The organism is Jeotgalibacillus aurantiacus, assembly GCF_020595125.1.
Taxonomy (GTDB): Bacteria; Bacillota; Bacilli; order Bacillales; family Jeotgalibacillaceae; genus Jeotgalibacillus; species Jeotgalibacillus aurantiacus.
In genome coordinates this window covers 23758-44715 of sequence record NZ_JACNMS010000004.1, presented here as the reverse complement: position 1 = coordinate 44715, position 20958 = coordinate 23758, and the positions used below count along the sequence as shown (strand labels likewise).

Genomic DNA, 20958 nt, shown 5'->3' with positions numbered 1-20958 from the left:
CGGTGAAAGGTGACTAAGTAATACGGCAAAGTGACCAAGTTCGGTCGAAATGTGTCCAAAGAACATCAGCAAGTGACCAAACAAAGCCCAAAAGTGACCAAGCTCCGCACGCCCCCACTACAGTTCCTGCCTACCGCTCCCCCAAAACCGCTTCTGCCACATCCAGCCCTGACAAATAAGCACTTTCACACCGTGTTGTGCCTGCTTCGTCGTCTGGACGTAGAAAGGAATCACCTGCTGCCCATAGTCCATCACCAAGCTTGAGCGTTGAAGTGTTAAGCGGGTTAACTGTTTCGGCGTAACGCCATTTTTTAAGCTGGCGCGTTCTGATCGATGCCTCTCCGAAAAACGGAGCTGCCTGCTTTTCGATGAATGACAATGTCTCTTCCTGGTCATGATCAAAGTGCTTTTTAGACCACTCTCCTGTCATATAAACCGTTGCAACCGGAGTGTCTGATATCCCTTTTTCTTTATGTTCAATGATCCGGTCGATTCCTTCATGAAAGTCACCGGTGATTAAGCCTTTTTCAGAAGACGGAGCTGTTTCAAAAGAGAACAATCCCGCAACAACAGGTGTCATGTCTACATTTTTCAAATCGGTAGGAACATCTATTGCGTTCCCCTCCAGCAGATCTGTTATCTGCGGTATCGGCATTGTGAGAATGACCTTCTCTGCTATTGCAACAGATTGCCCTTCTTCGTCCGTCAGCTCATATCCGCGGTCAACCTTTTTCAGCCCTGTGATTCTTTTATCGAGCACAGCAGGAAGATTTTCTGCATAACGTTTCATCAGCGCATTCATCCCATCAACAGACGCGTAACGGGGATGATCGTCTCCGAACCAGTGCTTAACCCAGCCTTTCTCAAGCCATTCGGCGGTGATCTGTTTAAATGCTTCTGTTCTTGTTGTGAAGAACTGGGCACCGTGATCGGCTTTACCACCATCCACCCGACGTGTAGCCATCCTGCCGCCGACACTCCTGCTTTTATCAATTAATAGAATGTTTTCCCCTTTATGCTGAAGCTGTCTGGCAGCGGTAATCCCGGTTAAACCTGCACCGACAATGACTGTTTGATATGTATTCATCTTCATCCCTCCTGTAGCTTTTATCGTAGCACGAACATGCCAAAAACCCCCGGGAGAATGTGTCCCGGGGGTCAGAAAAATTCAGGATTAAATGGTTTGTGCAAGTGATCCGCACTGCTTCTGGACAGCTTCTTCAAACGCTGCCTGCAATTTTTGCGTCCACTCACCAGGCTTGCCGTTTCCAACCGGTGTTTCATCCAGTTGAACAAGCGGCATGACTTCCGCTGTCGTACTGGCCATAAACACTTCGTCTGCATTCGCCAGAGCCTCAAGTGTAAATGCCTGTTCAGCCACCGAAAGCCCGATTTCTTTACAAAGCTTTAGAATCTCCCTGCGTGTGATCCCATTTAAAATCAGGTTCGTAGCAGGATGAGTATATAATGTGTCGCCTGAAATAATAAACACATTGGAAGAAGAGCCCTCCGTTACGGTCCCATCACGGTGAAGAACGGCTTCAAATCCACCTTTTGAAACAGCTTCCTGTTTAGCAAGCAGATTTCCGAGAAGGTTCAGACTCTTAATATCACAGCGCAGCCAACGCACATCATCGGTAATAATCGCCTTCACCCCTGCAGTCATATCTGCCACAGGACGTGCTACTTCTTTTGTATAAGCGGTCAGCACGGCTTTTGTCTGCTCGGGAAAATGATGCTGTCTGGCAGATGATCCTCTCGTAACCTGCAGATAAATAATGCCGGTATCAAGCTGATTGACCTCCATCAGCTTCTCAAGTCTGGCAACAAGCTCATCGTACGTAAATGGAAGTGTCAGATGAATTTTTTCAGCTGACTCGAATAACCGCTCGAGATGCTCTTTTGCTGTAAACATGTTTCCGCCATAAACGCGGACGACTTCATACACACCATCACCAAACTGATAACCGCGGTCCTCTATATCCACTGACCCGTTTTCACGATCTAGAAACTGATCATTAACAAGAATTGTACCCATTCTGATCTTCCCCCTCATTACATTATTTTTCGCAGGCAAGCTCATAAATGGCTTCTGCGTAAATGGCTGTTGCACTCAATAGATCTTCAATATCAATATATTCATCCTTCTGATGGGCTACATCTTCCTTACCCGGAAAGAGCGCCCCAAATGCTACACCCTTTTTTAGAGAGCGGGCATATGTACCGCCGCCAATGGCCAGCAGCTTACCTGGCTCACCCGTCTGTTTTTCATAAATGGAAAGCAGTGTCTGAACAAACGGATCATCCCCATCAACATGATGCGGCTTCGAATCATTCAGCAGCTCTAACGTAACGCCAAGCGCATCCATTTCTTCCTGAAGATCGGTACGTCTTTCATCCATATCATATGTGACAGGATATCGGACGTTCAGCCCGACATACGCTTCCTTTTCGCTGTAACGCATGACCCCTGTATTCAGTGTCAGATCTCCACTGATCTCGTCACTGCCGGAAAGACCAAGTGCAATCGCCCGTGAATCACCATATAAATACTTTTTGGCAAATGAAAGATAGGTTTTTGCCCTGGCATCACATTCAAATCGGCACAGGAATTTCACAAGAAGCAGTCCTGCATTGATGCCATTGTCAGGCTCCATTGCATGGGCAGATTTCCCATGCAGTTCAAGCGTCAAAAGCCCTCTGTCCACATAAAATTCGCCTTTTACATCCTGTTCCTTTAAAAACTCTTCAAACTCCTGAAGTAAATACGTCTGTTCAGCATGAACAATCAGTTCAGCCTTTACGTAATCAGGAACCATATTGTAACGCTCGCCGGAATATAATGTCTTCACTTCAATTTTAGGCGCACGCTCATCTTCCTTAAATCGGGTCAGATGAAGATTAAAGTCTGTGATGCCTTTTTCCGCATGAATAATTGGAAAATCAGCATCCGGTGCAAATCCGATTGAAGGCATCTCCTCGTGCTTGAAGTAATGCTCCACACAGCGCCAGTCACTTTCTTCGTCCGTGCCGATAATCATCCTTACACGTTTATTCAATGTTAAATTAAGCTCTTGAATCATTTTCATCGCAAAATAGGCAGCAATGGTCGGGCCTTTGTCATCAATAGCGCCTCGTCCAAAAAGCTTACCGTCGTGAACCGCTCCCTCAAAAGGATCGTAAGTCCATCCATTTCCTGCAGGCACCACGTCCACATGACAGAGGATCCCAAGAAGATCATCTCCCTGTCCCATTTCCAGATGTCCTGCCAGATTCCCAACATTTTTAGCTGTAAATCCATCGCGCTCTCCTGCATCAAGCAGATAAGATAATGCGCGCTTTACTTCTGTCCCAAGCGGCGCATCCTCCGTGGCATCATCTTCATTGAGCACACTTGGAATCGCAATCAATCCCTGCAGCTCCTGAATGATCTCATCCCGTCTCTTTTCGGCTTCCTGTTTCCATTGAATTGTCACAGCATTCACCTCAACTGTTGATAATGGTCCTATTATAGACTATTTTAAATCGGGAATCACCATGCAATTCGGATTAGTCACAAAACATTGATAAGAATCTTTATAAGTAAAACGATGATCTTTCATCAAAAGATCAGTTTTATGACATCACATAAGAATCGTGTTGATATAATAGATAATCCAAACCATAATGTCGAACATTCATATAAAAGCACAATAATGAATAAACCTTCATTTAATCAATTAATACGCAAATTGGACTTATGAAATCAATAAATTTTATTTTTATGAAAGCGTATACAAGATTATGATAATGCGAACATTAACCTTTCAATATTGTAAATAGTATGTAAAAAGCATCAAAACACTAGAAAAAACAAAAGAATAATTGTACAATGAAATTGTCAGACAATATCGTTTGTCGAAATAGAATGAAAAGGGGCTGTCGTGAGGCATCCAATTTTAATCTTACTCGTGAACTTTAACCTGTCACCTGTCGTCCTTGCCATGGAAAAAAGATGAGGGAGTGGTTTTTTGAAACCAACTACGAACAGAATGCTGACCCGGATCAAATCGGTTTACATGTTCATTAAGGAAAATGGAACGGTAACAACGAATGATCTGGTAGACGAATTCGGCATTACACCTCGCACCATTCAAAGAGATTTGAATGTGTTAGCCTATAACGATTTAGTGACAAGTCCTAGTCGGGGCAAATGGACAACGACACAAAAGAAAGTAAAAATTTCATAATGAACTTTTTTGAAGAGGGCTTTGGCCCTCTTCTTTATTTTTACGCACAAAAAGACCGGACTGATGTCCGGTTTTTTCTCATATTGAATGAACCTATAAACCGTGCCAGGTCATTCCTGCGCTTTTCGCGGCCGCGCGGTGAGCCAGCTAATGCTCCGCATTACGCTGTCTCACCTGTCGCTCCTCTGCCGCAGAAGTCTACGGAATGACCTGGCACTTTTGTATAGAAGAAATATTTAAACCTGAAAATCTACCCTTTCTAGCAAGTTGAACCCTAAAAAAACCATCAGTCCGGTTTTTTATCGATTCTTCAGAAGGTGAACTTCCTCTTCTGTCAGCTCGCGGTACTCTCCAGGGCTGAGTTCAGGATCAAGAGACAGCGGACCCATTGAGAGCCGCTTTAGAAACACGACTTCTTTTTCAACAGTCTGAAACATCCGTTTGACCTGATGGAACTTGCCTTCTGTGATCGTTAATTCGATTTCTGAGGTTTCTGCGCTTTCGAGGATCACGAGCTTACCTGGTTTCGTTTCGTATCCGTCATCAAGTGTAACTCCCTGATCAAACGCTTTTACGTCCTCATCGGTGACACGCCCGTCAATTTTGGCATAATACGTTTTATCGACGTGCTTTTTTGGTGACAGTAATTCGTGGGCAAGGACACCGTCGTTGGTCAGCAGGAGAAATCCTTCTGTATCCTTATCAAGACGACCGACCGGAAAAGGCTCAAACAAATGCAATTCTGTATCAATCAGATCAAGCACCGTTTGATGAAGATTGTCTTCCGTTGCAGAAATAACGCCCTGCGGCTTATTCATCATCAGATAAATGAATTCTCTGTAATGAACCTGTTCTCCATTTACTTCAACAACCTGCAATTCAGGGTTCACCTGCAGCTTGCCGTCTTTTGCATGGACACCATCCACTGTGACAGCCCCTGATTTCAGCCACTTTTTCATTTCTTTCCGGCTGCCAAATCCCATGTTTGACAGCAGTTTATCTAATCGCATAGTGCGTCTCCTTTAATTAAGAAAATCGATTACGCAGTCTTGTAATCCGGTCACCGAACAAGCGGTCAGCGAGCCTTGATTTCATGCTCAGCACTGCGTATACAAAAGCACCGACTGAGCCGCAAACGACAAGAATGAGGATCGCCTGCAGTCGGCTCTCAGGATCAAGTACGAGACCCAGTCCGTAATACAGCACCAAAACAGGCACTGCCATGATGACATTAAAAATCAGCATGAGCATCGTTCGTTTGACAACCATTCTGTATTTATAAGCAGCAAAATGCCTGATGACAATCAGGTTGATGACAATCGCCGCCACATACCCAATACTTGTTGATAACACAGCGCCCTGCACTTCCATTAGCTGGACAAGCGGAATATTCAAAGCCAGCTTTACTAACAGACCGACAAGGAGGCTAAGCACACTCCAGCGCTGTTCATTGATTCCCTGCATCATTGCGGCCGTTACAGTATAAACAGCAAACAGGATCGCGACCGGCGCATACGTTCTAAGCACTTCAGTTCCAAGCTGATCCGCTCCGTAAAAAACTGTGTACGCAGGCTCCGCCAGTAAAGACAAGCCGATTGCAGCCGGCATCGTCAGAAACAGCAGAATTTGAAACGTCTGATCAATCTGGCGGTTTAAATTGCTCCAGTTCCCTTTAGAAAAACTGGACGTAATAACCGGAATGAGCGTCATCGCAAATGCGGTTGCGAGTGACACCGGGATGATGACAAGCTTATGGGTTGTAAAATTTAATATTTCAAGCTGCAGATCCGTGACGGCTGCGAGCCCTATGCTGACCATCGCTTTGTTAAATGTCAGTGTATCAACCAATTGGAATAACGGATTGGCTACCCCTACAAGTACAAACGGAATGGAATAAAGAATGATCTCCTTATACATATCCTTAATGGAAATGTCCATTTCGTTTTTACCCTGATCGCGCGTTTTATCCAGATAGGGTTTGCGTTTCAGGAAATAAAACACAAGCAGTGCAAGACTGGCAACTCCCCCGACAAATGCAGCAAAAGTGGCCACGCCGATCGCCTCTGTCATGGAACCTTCCATGACAAATAACACGACATATACGCCAGCAAGCAAAAAGACGATTCGGACAATCTGTTCTATCACATTGGATACAGCAGTTGGCCCCATCGACTGATATCCCTGGAAAAACCCCCTGATCAGACTCATGACAGGAATGACAATTAATGCAAAGCTGACAGCCCTGATTACTGAGATAACCTGCTCCACACTGACTTTCTGCTCATCAGACTCTATGACCATTTCCGCAAAAACTGGTGCAAATAAATACATAATTAAAAAGGCCAGAATGCCTGTCAGTGACATTAATACAAGGCCTGATCGGAAAAGCTTCCTCCCAACCTCATATTCCTCTAACGCATTATATTTTGATATAAATTTCGACACTGCGAGCGGTACCCCCGCAGTCGCAATCGAAAGGAAAATCGTATATGGAAGATATCCGTACTGATACAAGGCAAGTGCTCCCGGCTCTCCCTTTACCAGCTCATTAAACGGGATTACATAAAACAGTCCAAGAAACTTAGAAATAAAGGTACCCAACGTCAGAATAAACGTCCCTCTGACTAGTGTTGAAGTTGACATCTGGTTATTTTCACTTCCCGATCCTTAAAACAAAATTTTGACACTATTCGTAGTGTACTACTCAGTCGTGTCGATGACAATGAATAACTCGGGTAATTCATTGAATTGTCGGGGATATCACGCTAGAATAGATGGAGTTCATACGCATGTCATTTGGAATTGATGCAGAAAAGAGATGAAACGAATGAAATACGATGTCATCGTGGTGGGTGGTGGCCCATCCGGTTTAATGGCTGCCATTGCAGCCGGTGAGAAGAAGGAACGCGTTCTTCTTATTGATAAAGGAAACAAACTTGGACGTAAGCTCGCGATTTCAGGAGGCGGCAGATGTAACGTCACAAACCGTCTTCCGATTGATGAAATCATTAAACATATCCCCGGAAACGGACGCTTTCTGTACAGTGCGTTTTCAGTCTTTAACAACGAAGATATTATCCGCTTTTTCGAAGGACTCGGCGTGGCATTAAAAGAAGAGGATCACGGCCGGATGTTCCCTGTCTCTGATAAAGCCCAGTCGGTGGTGGATGCACTGCTGCGCAGGCTCGGGGAACTGAAAGTCGAAATCCGCACAAATGCACCTGTGAAGGAATTGCTGATTGAAGATGGATCCGTTACAGGAATTGAAACTGAAACAGGTGACCGCATTAACGCTGATGCAGTCGTTTTAGCTGTAGGCGGAAAGTCTGTACCGCAGACAGGCTCCACGGGTGATGGCTATCCGTGGGTGGAAAAAGCCGGGCACACTGTTACGGACCTGTTCCCGACAGAGGTTCCCCTGCTGTCATCCGAACCCTTCATTCAGAATAAATCACTGCAGGGACTCGCACTGCGTGATGCTGCAGTCAGTGTGATAAATAAAAAAGGCAAAACCATCGTGACCCATCAGATGGACATGCTTTTCACCCATTTCGGACTATCCGGACCAGCCATTTTACGCTGCAGTCAGTATGTAGTGAAGGAAATGAAAAAGCAAAAAGGTGCACCGGTTACGATGCATATCAGTGTCATGCCGGATCAAAACGCAGAATCCGCTTTTCAAATGCTGTTCAAACTCGCAAAAGATGAAGCAAAAAAAGCAGTCAAAAACACATGGAAAGGGCTCGCCCCGGAACGCTACCTGCACTTCATAATGGAGGTCAATGAAATCGACCCGGATCAGCAGGCCGGTACGATTTCTTCTGAAAAAATAAGAGGAATGGCCAAAGCCTTAACCGGTTTTGAAATGAAGGTCAACGGAACCCAGTCTATCGAAAAAGCCTTCGTCACAGGCGGCGGCGTTTCCGTAAAAGAAATCGAACCGAAAACGATGGCTTCAAAAAAATGCGAAGGATTATTTTTATGCGGAGAACTGCTCGATATCCATGGATATACAGGCGGCTACAATATTACGTCAGCACTCGTAACCGGACGACTTGCAGGGACGAATGCGGCGGAGAAATAACCGGGGCTTGATGCTCCGGTTTTTTATTTGAGCGTGTAGGGCAAGTAGAGGGTGATTTGACCACTTTTTGTGATGATTCGACTACTTTTACGGGTTATTTAACCACTCTTTTACATGATTCAACCACTCTTTCAGGTTATTTGACCACTCTCCCTCCTTATTTAACCACTCTATCCCAAAAACCCCGGCGTAGACCGGGGACACTTGATGCTTTTTACAATCTGAAAACCGATTTGACCACTTTTTTGGTTATTCGACCACTCTTTTAGGTTATTTAACCACTCTTTTGGATGATTCAACCATTCTTTCTTGTTATTTGACCACTCCCCCTTCATTTAACCAAACTTGGACATTCACTAAATAGCTACCACAAGCATCTGAATGTATCTGTCCTCAATCTGATGCATGAAGCCAACTAACATACTCAGCCGACTTCGTGTTCCCAAAAATTTCAATACCTGACGATAGTAAAGCGTACTTCAAATTTCTAGAATTATCCACAAGATAAAATGCACACAAATCCTTTAATTTTGCCTTTCTATTTAACAATAGAAAATAATCAATGAACTGTTCTTTTTCAATTTTTTGCAGCAAACCAAGACAGTTTTCACATTTCCACTTAAATCTTTCTTTTTTCAATTTAAACTTCCCGCATTTAGGACATTGCATTCCCAAACTTAATTCATCAACCAAAATATTATATTTTATTAAAGGGTCTTTCCATGATAATTGAACTGAGAGATTCTTTAAGGAAGAAGTGAGCGCTTGGATTTGCTCACAATTGAGGTATTTCGTTTGATAATCTTTTTCAAGCTTCCTGATTTGAGAAGTCAATTGCTCACTTTTAATCACTTTTTCGAGTTTCATTTGCTGGTGAGTAGTAGTGTGTAAACTGCTATTTGTAGAGGTAAATACGATGTAGCCAAGTACAGGAATATTTAATCCCAGCTCAGTGAGGATTTTTTTCATTCCCTCCACTTGCCTATGGAGTTGCCAGAGCGGATCCCTGAAATAATTCTCAACACCATTAATCTCTCTTTTCAAAGAGCTAGCCTCTGGTTGAAATGTCAGTTTTCCAATGATGTTTTTACATTCAATGATAAGAATAAATGAGGGAGTAATATGAATTTGATCGTACTGAATAGTTTCAAAATAAGAGGGTACTGTGAGGTTTTTAATGGTGGAGAAATTCGAAGTCATAAATGGGTCTGTCAAAGAGTCCAGGTAGCACTCACCTTTATAGCCTGCTTGGAGTCGTCTTAATTCTTCTTCGAGATAAGAGAGATTCGGGTGATTTCTGTCTAACCTTGCTATCAACCTTTCTAGGGTAAGCAGATCAAGAGGTTTTTTTCTTTCCAATTTTTGATTCCTCCTTTTTTGTAAGAATATCACATCTGCATTTGGAAATATATCTAAACTAATGACTGAATCCAAATTATATCCATTGCTTTCGAACTTTATTTAGTGAGTTTAAAATATTTCGTCTGGTTATTTGACCACTTTTCGTGATGATTCGACCACTTTTCTAGGTTATTTAACCACTCTTTTGCGTGATTCAACCACTCTTTCAGGTTATTTGACCACTCTCCCTCCTTATTTAACCACTCTATCCCAAAACCCCGGCGCAGACCGGGTGCACTTGATGCTTTTTACAAACAGAAAAACCGGACTCCTTCGTAAGGAATCCGGCTTTTTAAATTACGCTTTCGGCTTCGTTTCGCCCTGATATTCAAGCATGCCGCCTGTCATATTGACGACTTTGTAGCCGTGGTCATGCAGGAACCAGCCTACATTTTCACTGCGTCTGCCTGAGCGGCAAATGAGAACATATTCTGTTTCAGTATCCAGCTCATCCAGATGCATCGAGATATCTCCCATCGGAATATGTGTTGCCTGAGGAATCATTCCTTCCGCAACCTCATCATCCTCACGCACATCAATCAGGTGAAGGGACTCTCCCGCTTCAAGCTTTTCCTGAACTTCTTTTGCTGTTAATGTTTTCAATTCTGACATGATCCAGCACCCTTTCTATCATTGAACTTTTTTCATTATATCAAAAAAGGACCAAAGGAAAAACATAACCGCAACTTCCCTCTTCCGAAATCGAGCAAACTGAAAAATTGCTGCAAATATATTTTTCAAAATTTCTTTTCCTATCATGATTAGGAAATGATTCATATAGAAAGGGCTCAATTCACCCGAAAGATTCTTATGGCGGAAAAACAGATGTGCGAAGCACAATGGGCTCACCGCGCGGCCGTGGAAAGCGAAGGGTGCGACCCGGCCCGGTTTATTAAATCAATTCGCCACAATATTCACAAGCTTGCCTGGCACGGCAATGACTTTGCGAATCGTTTTGCCTTCAACAGCTGCTTTGATCGCTTCTTCTTCAAGCGCAATCTTTTCCATGTCTTCACGTGATGCGTCGCGGGCGATCATCATCTTCTGCTTCAGCTTACCATTAATTTGTACGACAATCTCAACCTCGTTATCCACAAGCTTTGATTCGTCAAATGTTGGCCATGCAGCGTAGCTCAGCTCACCTGATCCAACCTTTTCCCAAAGCTCTTCAGCAAGGTGAGGCGCAAATGGCGACAACATCTGTACGAACCCTTTTACATACTCAGCAGGGATCGTATCCGCTTTATATGCATCATTGACAAATACCATCAGCTGAGAGATCGCTGTGTTAAAGCGGATGCCTTCGATATCCTCTGTCACCTTTTTCACTGTCTGGTGGTACACTTTTTCAAGATCAGCGTTAGGTGCGTTGGTTACTTTAGCGGAGAGCTCTCCGTTTTCAGTAACCAGCAGGCGCCATACGCGGTCAAGGAATCGGCGTGCTCCATCAAGACCGTTTTCAGACCAGGCAACGGATGCTTCAAGTGGACCCATGAACATTTCATAGACGCGCAGTGTATCGGCACCGTGCGAACGGATAATTTCGTCCGGATTGACGACATTGCCTTTTGATTTACTCATCTTTTCATTGTTTTCACCAAGAATCATCCCCTGGTTAAACAGCTTCTGGAACGGCTCTTTTGTTGGGACAACCCCAATATCATAAAGCACCTTGTGCCAGAAACGTGCATAAAGCAGGTGAAGAACGGCATGCTCGGCTCCACCGATATAAATATCTACCGGAAGCCAGTGCTTGATCTTTTCCGGATCCGCCAGTGCATCTGTATTATCAGGATCAATATAGCGCAGGTAATACCAGCAGCTGCCCGCCCATTGTGGCATTGTATTCGTTTCGCGGCGTCCCTTCATGCCTGTTTCAGGATGAGTCACGTTTACCCACTCATCAATATTCGCAAGTGGCGATTCGCCTGTGCCTGAAGGTTTGATATTTGTTGTCTTTGGAAGCTCAAGCGGCAGCTCTGACTCCGGTACGCCTGTTGTTGTACCGTCTTCCCAATGAATGATTGGAATCGGCTCTCCCCAATAACGCTGACGGCTGAACAGCCAGTCACGCAGACGATACGTGATTTTCTTCGTACCAAGCTGCTTTTCTTCAAGCCATTCAATCGCTTTTGAGATCGCTTCATCTTTGCCAAGTCCATCAAGGAAGCCGGAGTTCACGTGTTTACCTTCACCTGTATAGGCTTCTGTTGAAATGTCTCCGCCTTCTACAACCTCTTTAATTGGCAGCTCGAATTTTTTCGCGAATTCGTAATCACGCTCATCATGCGCAGGCACGGCCATAATCGCACCGCTTCCGTAGCTCATCAGAACGTAATCAGCAATCCAGATCGGCATTTTTTCGTCATTAACCGGATTAATTGCATATGCGCCTGTGAACACCCCTGATTTATCCTTCGCAAGGTCCGTTCTTTCAAGGTCACTTTTAGATTTGATCGTGTCAATGTAAGCATCAACTGCAGTCTTCTGGTCATCTGTTGTGATTTTCGCTACAAGCGGATGCTCCGGTGCGAGGACTGCATACGTTGCGCCAAACAGGGTATCCGGACGTGTTGTAAACACATCGAACGTTTCATTCGTTCCGTCAATCTGGAAGTTGATTTCCGCTCCTTCAGAACGTCCAACCCAGTTGCGCTGCATGTCCTTAATGCTTTCAGGCCAGTCCAGATCATCCAGATCATCAATCAGGCGGTCCGCGTAAGCTGTAATCTTCAGCACCCACTGCTTCATCGGACGGCGCTCAACCGGGTGTCCCCCACGTTCACTTTTACCGTCAATGATTTCTTCATTTGCAAGGACGGTTCCAAGTGCCGGGCACCAGTTCACCGCTACCTCATCCACATAAGCAAGTCCTTTTTCATAAAGCTTCAGGAAGATCCACTGTGTCCATTTGTAGTACTCAGGATCCGTCGTGCTGATTTCACGATCCCAGTCATAAGAGAAACCAAGCTCCTGAATCTGACGGCGGAATGTATCGATATTTTTCTTTGTAAAGTCAGCCGGATCATTTCCTGTGTCGAGCGCATACTGCTCAGCAGGAAGACCAAACGCATCCCAGCCCATTGGGTGAAGAACGTTATAGCCCTGCATACGCTTGTAACGGGAAAGGATATCTGTTGCTGTATAACCTTCAGGGTGTCCAACGTGCAGACCCGCTCCGGATGGATAAGGGAACATATCCAGTGCATAGAATTTCTTTTGGGAAAGATCTTCTTTTGTTTTAAATGTTTTTTCGTTTAGCCAGTGTTGCTGCCATTTCTTTTCGATCGACTGATGATCAAAGCTCATGTCGGTTCCTCCTAATGTAAAAATTTACCTAAAATAAACAAAAAACTCCCGCCCCATATATGGGACGGGAGGTAATTAACACTCCCGCGGTACCACCCAAATTCGTGTACACGCGCTCAATCCTTATCGCGGAAAACGGATGATGCTAATGACTTTCACATCATCGACTCAAAGGTGAGTTCACAGTGCTGCCGATCTGCTTTCACCAACCGCAGATTCTCTACATTCAGCCGCTATCCTGCTACTAATCCTTCTCAGCGTCAACTTATTCAATCTATTTCCTTATTGTATGCAAATGTGTATAGGCTTGCAAGTCTTTTATGAAACGGATGCAACCGGCTCCTCCGCTCTTAAAGGACGATCGTATAAAAGCGTCAAACCAATCGAAAATACGAGAAGCACAATTAACAACATAAACAGGGCCGGCATTCCGTACAGATCGACCATGATTCCGCCGAGCAACGGGCCGATCATGCGGCCTCCAGTTGCCGTACTGTTGACGATCCCCTGATAAAAGCCTTCTCTTCCCTTCGGCGCAAGGCGGCTTGCAATCGTCGGAACCGCCGGCCAGATCAGCATCTCACCGATCGTTAAGACGATCATCGCTGCTAAAAAGCCCATAAAGTCTCCTGCATAGGCCGTGATTCCGAATGAAAACATAAAAATCACGGTGCCAATTGTCATCTGGATTTTCAGATTATGCTCAAAGCGTTTTACAATCGGTTTGATCAACGGCTGCCCGGCAACGATTAACAGTCCATTAACCGTCCAGAGCAGGCTGTACTGTTCAAGCGGGATATTAATCTGCTGCGTATAATCAGCGATGGTGCTTTGCCATTGAACGTAGCCTACCCAGCACAGCAGATATCCTCCACATAAAATGAGCAGCGCGTTAAATGCAGCTTTACTTTTAATCTTTCCTCTTTCCTGCAAAACATTCGTCTGGATATTCGGCTGAAGCTCTATGTTTTTATAGGTTAAAAGCGCAATGAAAAAGAACACAATATACATGATCAAATTTGCGATAAAAATATATTCGAATGAAAATGACGCAACAAATCCACCAAGCGCAGCGCCTGTTGCCACCCCGACATTGGTTGCAAGGTAAATGGCATTAAACGCTCTTCTTCCACCTTCCGGCCAGACAGAACCGGCCATGGCATACATGGATGGAAACACAATTCCGGATCCAAAGCCGATGATGACCATAAAGAAGACATAATGCGGCCATCCGTGCCACACCGTCAGACCTGCTACTGCTGCGAGTGTAATCACGATTCCCGACATGATCGAGCGGTAACCGCCGATTTTATCGAAAAGTACACCGCCAAGAAGATTTCCAAGCACACTCGCACCGGCATTTGCCATCAGGACAAGACCTGCCGTTGTGAGCGATTTCCCAAGCTCTCCGCTTATGTAAATCGTATTAAGCGGCCATAAAAAAGAAGCCCCGGTCACATTAATCATCATACCAATGACTAAAAACCATAAAGATCGCGGCACTGTACTCCCTCATTTCCCTATTTCACTGTATGTGTATTTATTTCGGGCACCAAATCATTTTACCGGACAATCGTCCCTGTGACAAGATAACCTTTTCCTATAAAACAGTCTCTTTCGGCTGGTTCAATATTGTGTCTCATGATAGAATTCGAACAGGAGACAGAACAGCTGTTTTAACATAAGGAGGTTCACCCTTTTGACAATCAACAATCCATTCCAGTACGCAGCGGATAATAAACGCTACCATACATGGAATTATCACTTACGTAACCATTTTGGACATAAAGTATTTAAAGTCGCACTCGATGGCGGCTTCGACTGCCCGAACCGTGACGGCACTGTTGCACACGGGGGCTGTACATTCTGCAGCGCCGCAGGGTCCGGGGATTTCGCGGGAAACCGTGTGGATCCGCTTGAAAAGCAGTTCAATGACGTCAAAACCCGGATGCATCGTAAATGGAAGGAAGGTAAATACATGGCCTACTTCCAGGCATTTACGAATACGCATGCGCCTGTTGAGGTTCTGCGTGAAAAATATGAAACAGTGCTCGGCTTTGAAGATGTGGTCGGACTGTCGATCGCTACACGCCCGGACTGCCTGCCTGATGATGTCGTTGATTATCTGGCTGAGCTGAACGAGCGCACCTATCTATGGGTAGAGCTCGGGTTACAGACAGTTCACGAATCAACCGCTGACCTGATCAACAGAGCCCATGATTTCGAATGCTACAAAGAGGGAGTAAAGAAGCTGCGCGACCGCGGCATCCGTGTATGCTCACACATCATTAACGGCCTGCCGGGTGAAGACCGGGACATGATGATGGAAACAGCAAAAGCTGTGGCCAACCTTGATGTACAGGGAATCAAAATCCATCTGCTTCACCTGCTAAAAGGAACACCGATGGTTAAACAGTATGAAAAAGGCCATCTTGAGTTTTTAACACAGGAGGAGTATGTTCAACTCGTCTGCGATCAGCTCGAAATTCTTCCTCCGGAGATGATCATCCACCGTATTACCGGTGACGGACCGATCGATCTTATGGTTGGACCAATGTGGAGCGTGAACAAATGGGAAGTACTCACGGATATTGACCGTGAACTGATCAAACGGGAATCCTGTCAGGGCAGCCGTTATCATAGTGAGGTGCAATTGTAATGAAACTGGATCGTATTCTGCCGTATACAAGACAACTGCTGGAGAGAGCGGTCTCTCCCGGTGAGGTCGTCATTGACGCAACGGTTGGAAACGGCAACGACACACTGTTTTTAGCAAGATTAGTCGGGGAACACGGCCGGGTTTACGGCTTTGATATTCAAAAAGAAGCGATTGACGAGACCATGACAAAACTCGAGGAACACGAGCTGAAAAACCGCGTTCTTCTTTTCAACCAGGGACATGAAACGATAGAAGATACCCTGCCTCCTGTTCATCACGGAAAAGTAGCAGGGGTTGTCTTTAACCTCGGTTATCTTCCTGGCGGAGATGAAACGATCGTGACACGTCCGCGCACGACGATTTCTGCTGTGGAGCAGTGCCTGCGTGTAATGAAGCCTGGCGGGATGATGGTGCTTGTTGTGTATCACGGTCATCCAGAGGGTGCAGTGGAGCGTGATTACCTGCTGCGTTTTGCCGAACAGATTGATGGCATGGAGGCGCATGTGCTGCGTTATCAGTTCATTAATAACCAGACGCCTTCGCCTTTTATTATCGCGATTGAGAAAAGATAAGAGTAAAAACCGGACCAGACAAACCCTGCGCTTTCCGTGGCCGGGCGGTGAGCCACCACGTGCTTCGCACGCTGGTGTCTCACCTGTCCCTTCCTGCCACAGGAGTCTCCGGGTTTGTCTGGTCCTTTTTAAAATTTTATATCTCTGATTAAGAAAACCCCGGCAAATAACCCTGCAGAGTTGTTAAATCGACTTTCTATAATAAATCCTAATTTTTAATCAAGTATCCAAAAGCCAACAGCAAACAAAATAAAACAAAAAATAATACCAAACAACGCCTGCAGCAGAATCTGTTTAAACTTCCGGTCATCTTTACGTGCTTCTTCTGCATCATTTAAAAATGAAAGGATCCCTGAGGTGAAAATAGTATCCCATAGTTTCCAGCCTTCTTTTTTCTTCTTACCCCTTTTATCCTTATTGTCCAGTTAAACCCCTCCTATTTGCTTTTATACTCAATCAACGCATATTCCTCTATTCAACAAACCTAATTAAATTCCTCTTTATAAAGATTGATTAACAATTCATGGCGCGTTTATATTAATTGATTAGCAGTACCGTAGAAACATGCAAGTCTATCATTTGAGATATTTTTCTTTATATAATCATGAGTTCGGCCCGGTTTCCTTTTATTTTTTCAACCAAAAATAAAAAGCATACCCAACTTCATCCAGAGGTCCGGGACGCATCCGCAGACTCCTGTGGCAGAGGAGCGACAGGTGAGACAGCGTAATGCGAAGCATTAGCTGGCTCACCGCGCGGCCTTAGAAAAGCGGAGGCGGCTCGTCCAGCCCCGACAAGCATAAGGCGAAGATGAAAAGAGGGCTGACCTTCGCCCTCGTTCAGCTTTGACTTATGACCTCGAGGGGCTAGCCGCCGCAGCTAGACAAAAGAAAGCGGAGGATGCGTCCCGGACCGCTTCTCTTAAAACTTTTCTAATCCCCCTAAAGATTAAAAAACCAGGACCCATAAAGGCCCTGATTTTTTATTTAAGCATGCGCTCCGCTATTCGTTTAAACGAATTTACTTTATCCTCAAAATCATACGTAATCGTCGTCAGCATGATCTCATCTGTACCATACTCTTCCGACAGGCGGTACAATTCTTTTTCGATATGGTCAATATCACCGATAATCATACGCTTGCGATTTTCCTGCACCCTCATCATTTCATAAGGCGTATACTCATAGCTCATCGCCTTTTCGGGACTTGGGGTACCTTTTGACGGCATGCCCTGTTCCAGCATAACCATGGAAAGGTCAAGACTTGAAGCGATCCGCTCAGCATCCTCCATTGTTTCTCCGCAGATCGCAAAAACCGCTACAGTGTTTTGTGGCTCTTTATAATAATCTGATGGCGCAAATCTCTCTTTATAGCGTTTAGTGTAGAGAGGGCCGCCTTCTCCATTGATAAATAGGGCAAACGTGTATGGCAGACCTTTTTCAGCTGCGGTCAGGGCCGATGAAGGACTTGATCCGAGCACCCATACATCCGGAACGGTCTGTGTGACAGGCGTTGCTTTGATGTTTCCGTATGGATGATCAGCCGGCACGTCGTCATGCAGATATTGAAGAAGTTCATCAATCTGCTCGGGATAACGGTTGATATCGCGTGGTTTACCGTCACCAAGTGCGTAAGAAGCACGCGGCATTCCACCCGGTGCCCGCCCGATTCCGAGATCAATTCTTCCGGGAGTTAACCCTTCAAGCACTTTGAAATTCTCTGCTACTTTATAGGAGCTGTAATGTGGCAGCATAACGCCGCCAGAGCCTACTTTGATCCGCTCTGTTTTGGAAGCGAGATGCGCAATCAGTACCTCGGGTGAAGATCCTGCAAGGGTCGGGGCATCGTGATGCTCCGACACCCAGAAGCGGGTGAATCCAAGTTCATCTGCGATTTTCGCCAATTCTACTGTCTGTTTAAGCCCTTCTTCTGCTGTGCTTCCCTCAGCAATGGACGATTGGTCTAATATACTTAATTTTAATGTCATTCCGGTCACTCCTTTGCCCTTACATTATTCTTCAGGTACAGGCGTGAAAGCAAGAATACTGCTCAATGTGTAGTCAATCAAAAAACCGGAATTTCCACAAAAACAGGATTTCCGGTAAAGGTTGATCACGATCATGAAATTGTCTTTTTATCAAAGGTTCTGGCAGAAAAAATCCTGGTGACGTTGCGGTAAGCGCGACCGTTTAAATAGAAGAAAAAACTGACGGGTCCGCTTGAACGGATCATTTTCCAGGCAAGTTTTTTTACATCGCTCTGTTTATGGACTTTTTCATCTGAAAGATATACACCGAGAAGTCCACGGTTGATCAGCTTATGAAAACGGCTGTGAGGAAGTTTACCGGTGTGCAGATCCGCTTGTTTTACAAAATGCTGAAGTCTGTTAAAAAGAGCATCGTGATCCGGATAATAAAAACAGAAGTTCAAATCCCCTTCTGCACGGTCCTCTTCCTGATCAATAAAATAATCGAGCAGGATATGCAGCCCTTGAATATACGGAAAATAGCCTTCCTGAATCATTTTGGCATGTTCTTTTTTAAAATCTGGTCTCAGTGAATAAGCTACGAGACAGAAAATACCGAGCGTGGATCCGGTACATGCTGAAAACTCATACCATTCCATTCCTGGAAAGTCTTTACGGTGATCGTTGAACCACTGCTGAAGCCTTTGTTCCCGTTCATTTTCCCGGACGTGCTTATGTATTTGCAGATCACAATACAGGCGGGATAGATGGAGAAGTTCATCTTTGATAAGTGGATAATTAGGTATCCTTGACAATACCTCCTGACAGCGCAGGACGAGTGATGTTAAGTAACCGGGCTCCTGATCCTCTCTGCATTCATAGTAATTACCAGGCACCGCACCGACCGTTAATGCATCCTCCATGGCACGATGAAGACAGGCAAAATCTTCAGGATCGAGTGAGGTACTGCGATCACAAAGATTATCAAGGTAATCACTAATCGTCTGATACGCCACAATAAACTCCATGGCATCACGTTTTCCATGCAGCGCCAAAAGCCCCATGATCCCTCCACCTTCACAGTGAAAGGTTTTATCATGAAGGCTGTCGAGCGCCTGTTTTCTAAGCTCTTCGTTGTCAATAAGAACAGCTTTCTCTTTCCAGTAAGCCAATTCCCTGTGAACAATCGGAAATACTTTTCGATATACCTGATTCATTAAAAAAAGCGGTTCATTCGGTATTGCCATCCTGATCACCTCTTTTTATACATCATAGCCAATCGACCGGAGTCTGTTACGTGCGAACGACTCCGCATAATGAAATACTTCTTCTCTTTCCGGTTCGTTAAATAGTTCGTGATAGCACTGTGGCCATTCCTTTACCTGCATCTCTGTCAATGGCAGCTGAAGAAGCCACTTTCTTGCCGGTGCACTATCCACCAGTCTGTTGTCACCGCTCTGCATCAACAACACCGGAATATCCGGAAACACCTTACCATCCATTGTAACATTCTTCATTGCCTGAAGAACCTCCCGATACCACCTGACGGACACTCTGGAGATGTAGATCGGATCCTCAATATCCAGTTCAATTATTTCTTCATTTCGCGTAGCATCTGTAATTGGAAATCCAAAAGAAAAACGATGTTCCGGAGACAATTTATTTAAGCTTCCTGATAAAAGCTGGGTTGTTTTAGATGGAGTGTATTTATAGGCGAAGCTTGGATTAGAGAGAATCAGACCTGCTATTTCCTTGTTCACCTTCTGTAGCATCCGGACCGCGATTAAACCACCCAGACCATGGCCGAGTAAAAAAACAGGTAAATCAAACAGGTAAGCCGCTTCAATCCATTCATTCACTGCCGCTTCATATTCTTTAAATGAATCAATGTGACCTCTTTCTGTGCGCTTCACCATTCCCTGTCCGGGCAGATCTCCCATAACGACATGATAACCTTTCGACCTCCACATTTCTATCAGCCAGCCGTAACGTACGTGATGTTCAAATTCTCCATGAATGATCACGATCACGCCATGAGCTGCATGTTCCGTTTCCCATTTCCACATGACCGGATTCCTCTCTTTCTGACTCTGTTTACTGTGTAAAAGCCTATATTTTCAGTTTTAAATCGTGACTGTGATACACTAAACTATAACATAATAAAGACTGATTAAAGGAGCGATAACATGATCATCCCCTACAAAACTCACCACCCAAAGCTACACGAAAGCGTCTACATATCAGACTCTGCAATGGTTTCCGGAGATGTGACAATCGGGGCACATTCAAGCGTCTGGCCGGGCAGTGTGATCCGGGGAGATGTTTCTCCAACCATCATTGGAGAAAAGGTCAATATACAGGATTTGTCTGTGCTTCATCAAAGTCCGGATCATCCACTGATCATTGAAGATGACGTAACAGTTGGTCACCAGGTTACACTACATAGCTGTATCATCAGAAAAAAAGCATTAATCGGGATGGCATCTGTCATTCTTGATGGAGCGGAGATTGGAGAAGGCGCCTTTATAGGTGCAGGCAGCCTCGTACCGCCAGGCAAAAAAATTCCTGCCGGCATGATGGCTTTCGGCAGACCCGCAAAAGTGATCCGGGAAGTGACCGATGAAGACCGGCTTGATATGGAGCGGATCAGCAGAGAATATGCTGAAAAAGCTCAGCTATATAAAAAAGCTGAAGTTGATTATATGAACAAGCACCATTCAAATTAAGCATAAAAACCG

Annotated in this window: 17 protein-coding genes and 1 other annotated feature; of the genes, 5 read left to right on the top strand and 12 right to left on the bottom strand. The window is 44.9% G+C overall.

Going from position 1 to position 20958, the window contains the following annotated elements:
- Window positions 1-130: 130 nt before the first annotated feature.
- The 3 genes from H7968_RS13095 to pepV form a co-directional block, all read right to left on the bottom strand.
- Entirely contained in the window at window positions 131-1087 is a 957-nt protein-coding gene (locus tag H7968_RS13095; RefSeq protein ID WP_227396576.1) for an NAD(P)/FAD-dependent oxidoreductase, read from the bottom strand.
- Between the two features lie 87 nt (window positions 1088-1174).
- A complete protein-coding gene (gene dat / locus H7968_RS13090) occupies window positions 1175-2038 on the bottom strand; it encodes a D-amino-acid transaminase (protein ID WP_227396575.1) in 864 nt (287 codons plus the stop codon).
- Window positions 2039-2060: 22 nt separating this feature from the next.
- Window positions 2061-3476, bottom strand: coding sequence for a dipeptidase PepV (gene pepV, locus H7968_RS13085; RefSeq protein ID WP_227396574.1), 1416 nt, complete (start codon window positions 3474-3476; stop codon window positions 2061-2063).
- Between the two features lie 534 nt (window positions 3477-4010).
- Here pepV and H7968_RS13080 point away from each other — a divergent pair.
- Window positions 4011-4229, top strand: a complete 219-nt coding sequence (locus tag H7968_RS13080) for a DeoR family transcriptional regulator (RefSeq protein ID WP_134374987.1) — start codon at window positions 4011-4013, stop codon at window positions 4227-4229.
- Between the two features lie 299 nt (window positions 4230-4528).
- Here the strand turns inward: H7968_RS13080 and H7968_RS13075 are convergent, their stop codons facing one another.
- On the bottom strand, window positions 4529-5239 hold the full coding sequence (locus H7968_RS13075; protein WP_227396573.1) for a pseudouridine synthase: 711 nt from the start codon (window positions 5237-5239) through the stop codon (window positions 4529-4531).
- 16 nt (window positions 5240-5255) lie between these two features.
- Complete coding sequence (locus H7968_RS13070; RefSeq protein ID WP_227396572.1) at window positions 5256-6872, bottom strand: putative polysaccharide biosynthesis protein; 1617 nt, start codon at window positions 6870-6872, stop codon at window positions 5256-5258.
- Between the two features lie 184 nt (window positions 6873-7056).
- Here H7968_RS13070 and H7968_RS13065 point away from each other — a divergent pair, with 184 nt between their 5' ends.
- Window positions 7057-8313: a BaiN/RdsA family NAD(P)/FAD-dependent oxidoreductase gene (locus H7968_RS13065; RefSeq protein ID WP_227396571.1), complete on the top strand. Its 1257-nt coding sequence runs from the start codon at window positions 7057-7059 to the stop codon at window positions 8311-8313.
- Between the two features lie 393 nt (window positions 8314-8706).
- Here the strand turns inward: H7968_RS13065 and H7968_RS13060 are convergent, their stop codons facing one another.
- The 4 genes from H7968_RS13060 to H7968_RS13045 all read right to left on the bottom strand — a co-directional run bounded on the left by H7968_RS13060 (window position 8707) and on the right by H7968_RS13045 (window position 14526).
- The gene (locus tag H7968_RS13060; protein WP_227396570.1) at window positions 8707-9672 is read right to left on the bottom strand and encodes a nuclease-related domain-containing protein; all 966 of its coding nucleotides are present in this window, start codon (window positions 9670-9672) and stop codon (window positions 8707-8709) included.
- 339 nt (window positions 9673-10011) lie between these two features.
- Window positions 10012-10326 carry a rhodanese-like domain-containing protein gene (locus H7968_RS13055; protein WP_227396569.1) on the bottom strand — a complete coding sequence of 105 codons (315 nt, stop codon included), beginning with the start codon at window positions 10324-10326 and terminating at the stop codon, window positions 10012-10014.
- Window positions 10327-10611: 285 nt separating this feature from the next.
- Window positions 10612-13023: a leucine--tRNA ligase gene (leuS, locus tag H7968_RS13050; protein WP_227396568.1), complete on the bottom strand. Its 2412-nt coding sequence runs from the start codon at window positions 13021-13023 to the stop codon at window positions 10612-10614.
- Window positions 13024-13080: 57 nt separating this feature from the next.
- Window positions 13081-13290, bottom strand: a binding site (T-box leader).
- A 51-nt stretch (window positions 13291-13341) separates the two neighbouring features.
- Window positions 13342-14526 carry an MDR family MFS transporter gene (locus tag H7968_RS13045; RefSeq protein ID WP_227396567.1) on the bottom strand — a complete coding sequence of 395 codons (1185 nt, stop codon included), beginning with the start codon at window positions 14524-14526 and terminating at the stop codon, window positions 13342-13344.
- A gap of 196 nt (window positions 14527-14722) precedes the next feature.
- Here H7968_RS13045 and H7968_RS13040 point away from each other — a divergent pair, with 196 nt between their 5' ends.
- Window positions 14723-15682, top strand: a complete 960-nt coding sequence (locus H7968_RS13040; RefSeq protein WP_227396566.1) for a TIGR01212 family radical SAM protein — start codon at window positions 14723-14725, stop codon at window positions 15680-15682.
- On the top strand, window positions 15682-16254 hold the full coding sequence (locus H7968_RS13035) for a tRNA (mnm(5)s(2)U34)-methyltransferase (RefSeq protein ID WP_227396565.1): 573 nt from the start codon (window positions 15682-15684) through the stop codon (window positions 16252-16254). Before H7968_RS13040 ends, H7968_RS13035 begins: the two co-directional genes overlap by 1 nt.
- A 982-nt stretch (window positions 16255-17236) precedes the next feature.
- Here the strand turns inward: H7968_RS13035 and H7968_RS13030 are convergent.
- From H7968_RS13030 to H7968_RS13020, 3 genes are all read right to left on the bottom strand, one after another.
- Entirely contained in the window at window positions 17237-18241 is a 1005-nt protein-coding gene (locus H7968_RS13030) for an LLM class flavin-dependent oxidoreductase (RefSeq protein ID WP_227396564.1), read from the bottom strand.
- A gap of 131 nt (window positions 18242-18372) precedes the next feature.
- A complete protein-coding gene (locus tag H7968_RS13025) occupies window positions 18373-19467 on the bottom strand; it encodes a tetraprenyl-beta-curcumene synthase family protein (protein WP_227396563.1) in 1095 nt (364 codons plus the stop codon).
- Between the two features lie 15 nt (window positions 19468-19482).
- On the bottom strand, window positions 19483-20286 hold the full coding sequence (locus H7968_RS13020; RefSeq protein ID WP_227396562.1) for an alpha/beta fold hydrolase: 804 nt from the start codon (window positions 20284-20286) through the stop codon (window positions 19483-19485).
- 120 nt (window positions 20287-20406) lie between these two features.
- Here H7968_RS13020 and H7968_RS13015 point away from each other — a divergent pair, with 120 nt between their 5' ends.
- Complete coding sequence (locus H7968_RS13015; RefSeq protein WP_227396561.1) at window positions 20407-20946, top strand: gamma carbonic anhydrase; 540 nt, start codon at window positions 20407-20409, stop codon at window positions 20944-20946.
- Window positions 20947-20958 lie beyond the last annotated feature (12 nt).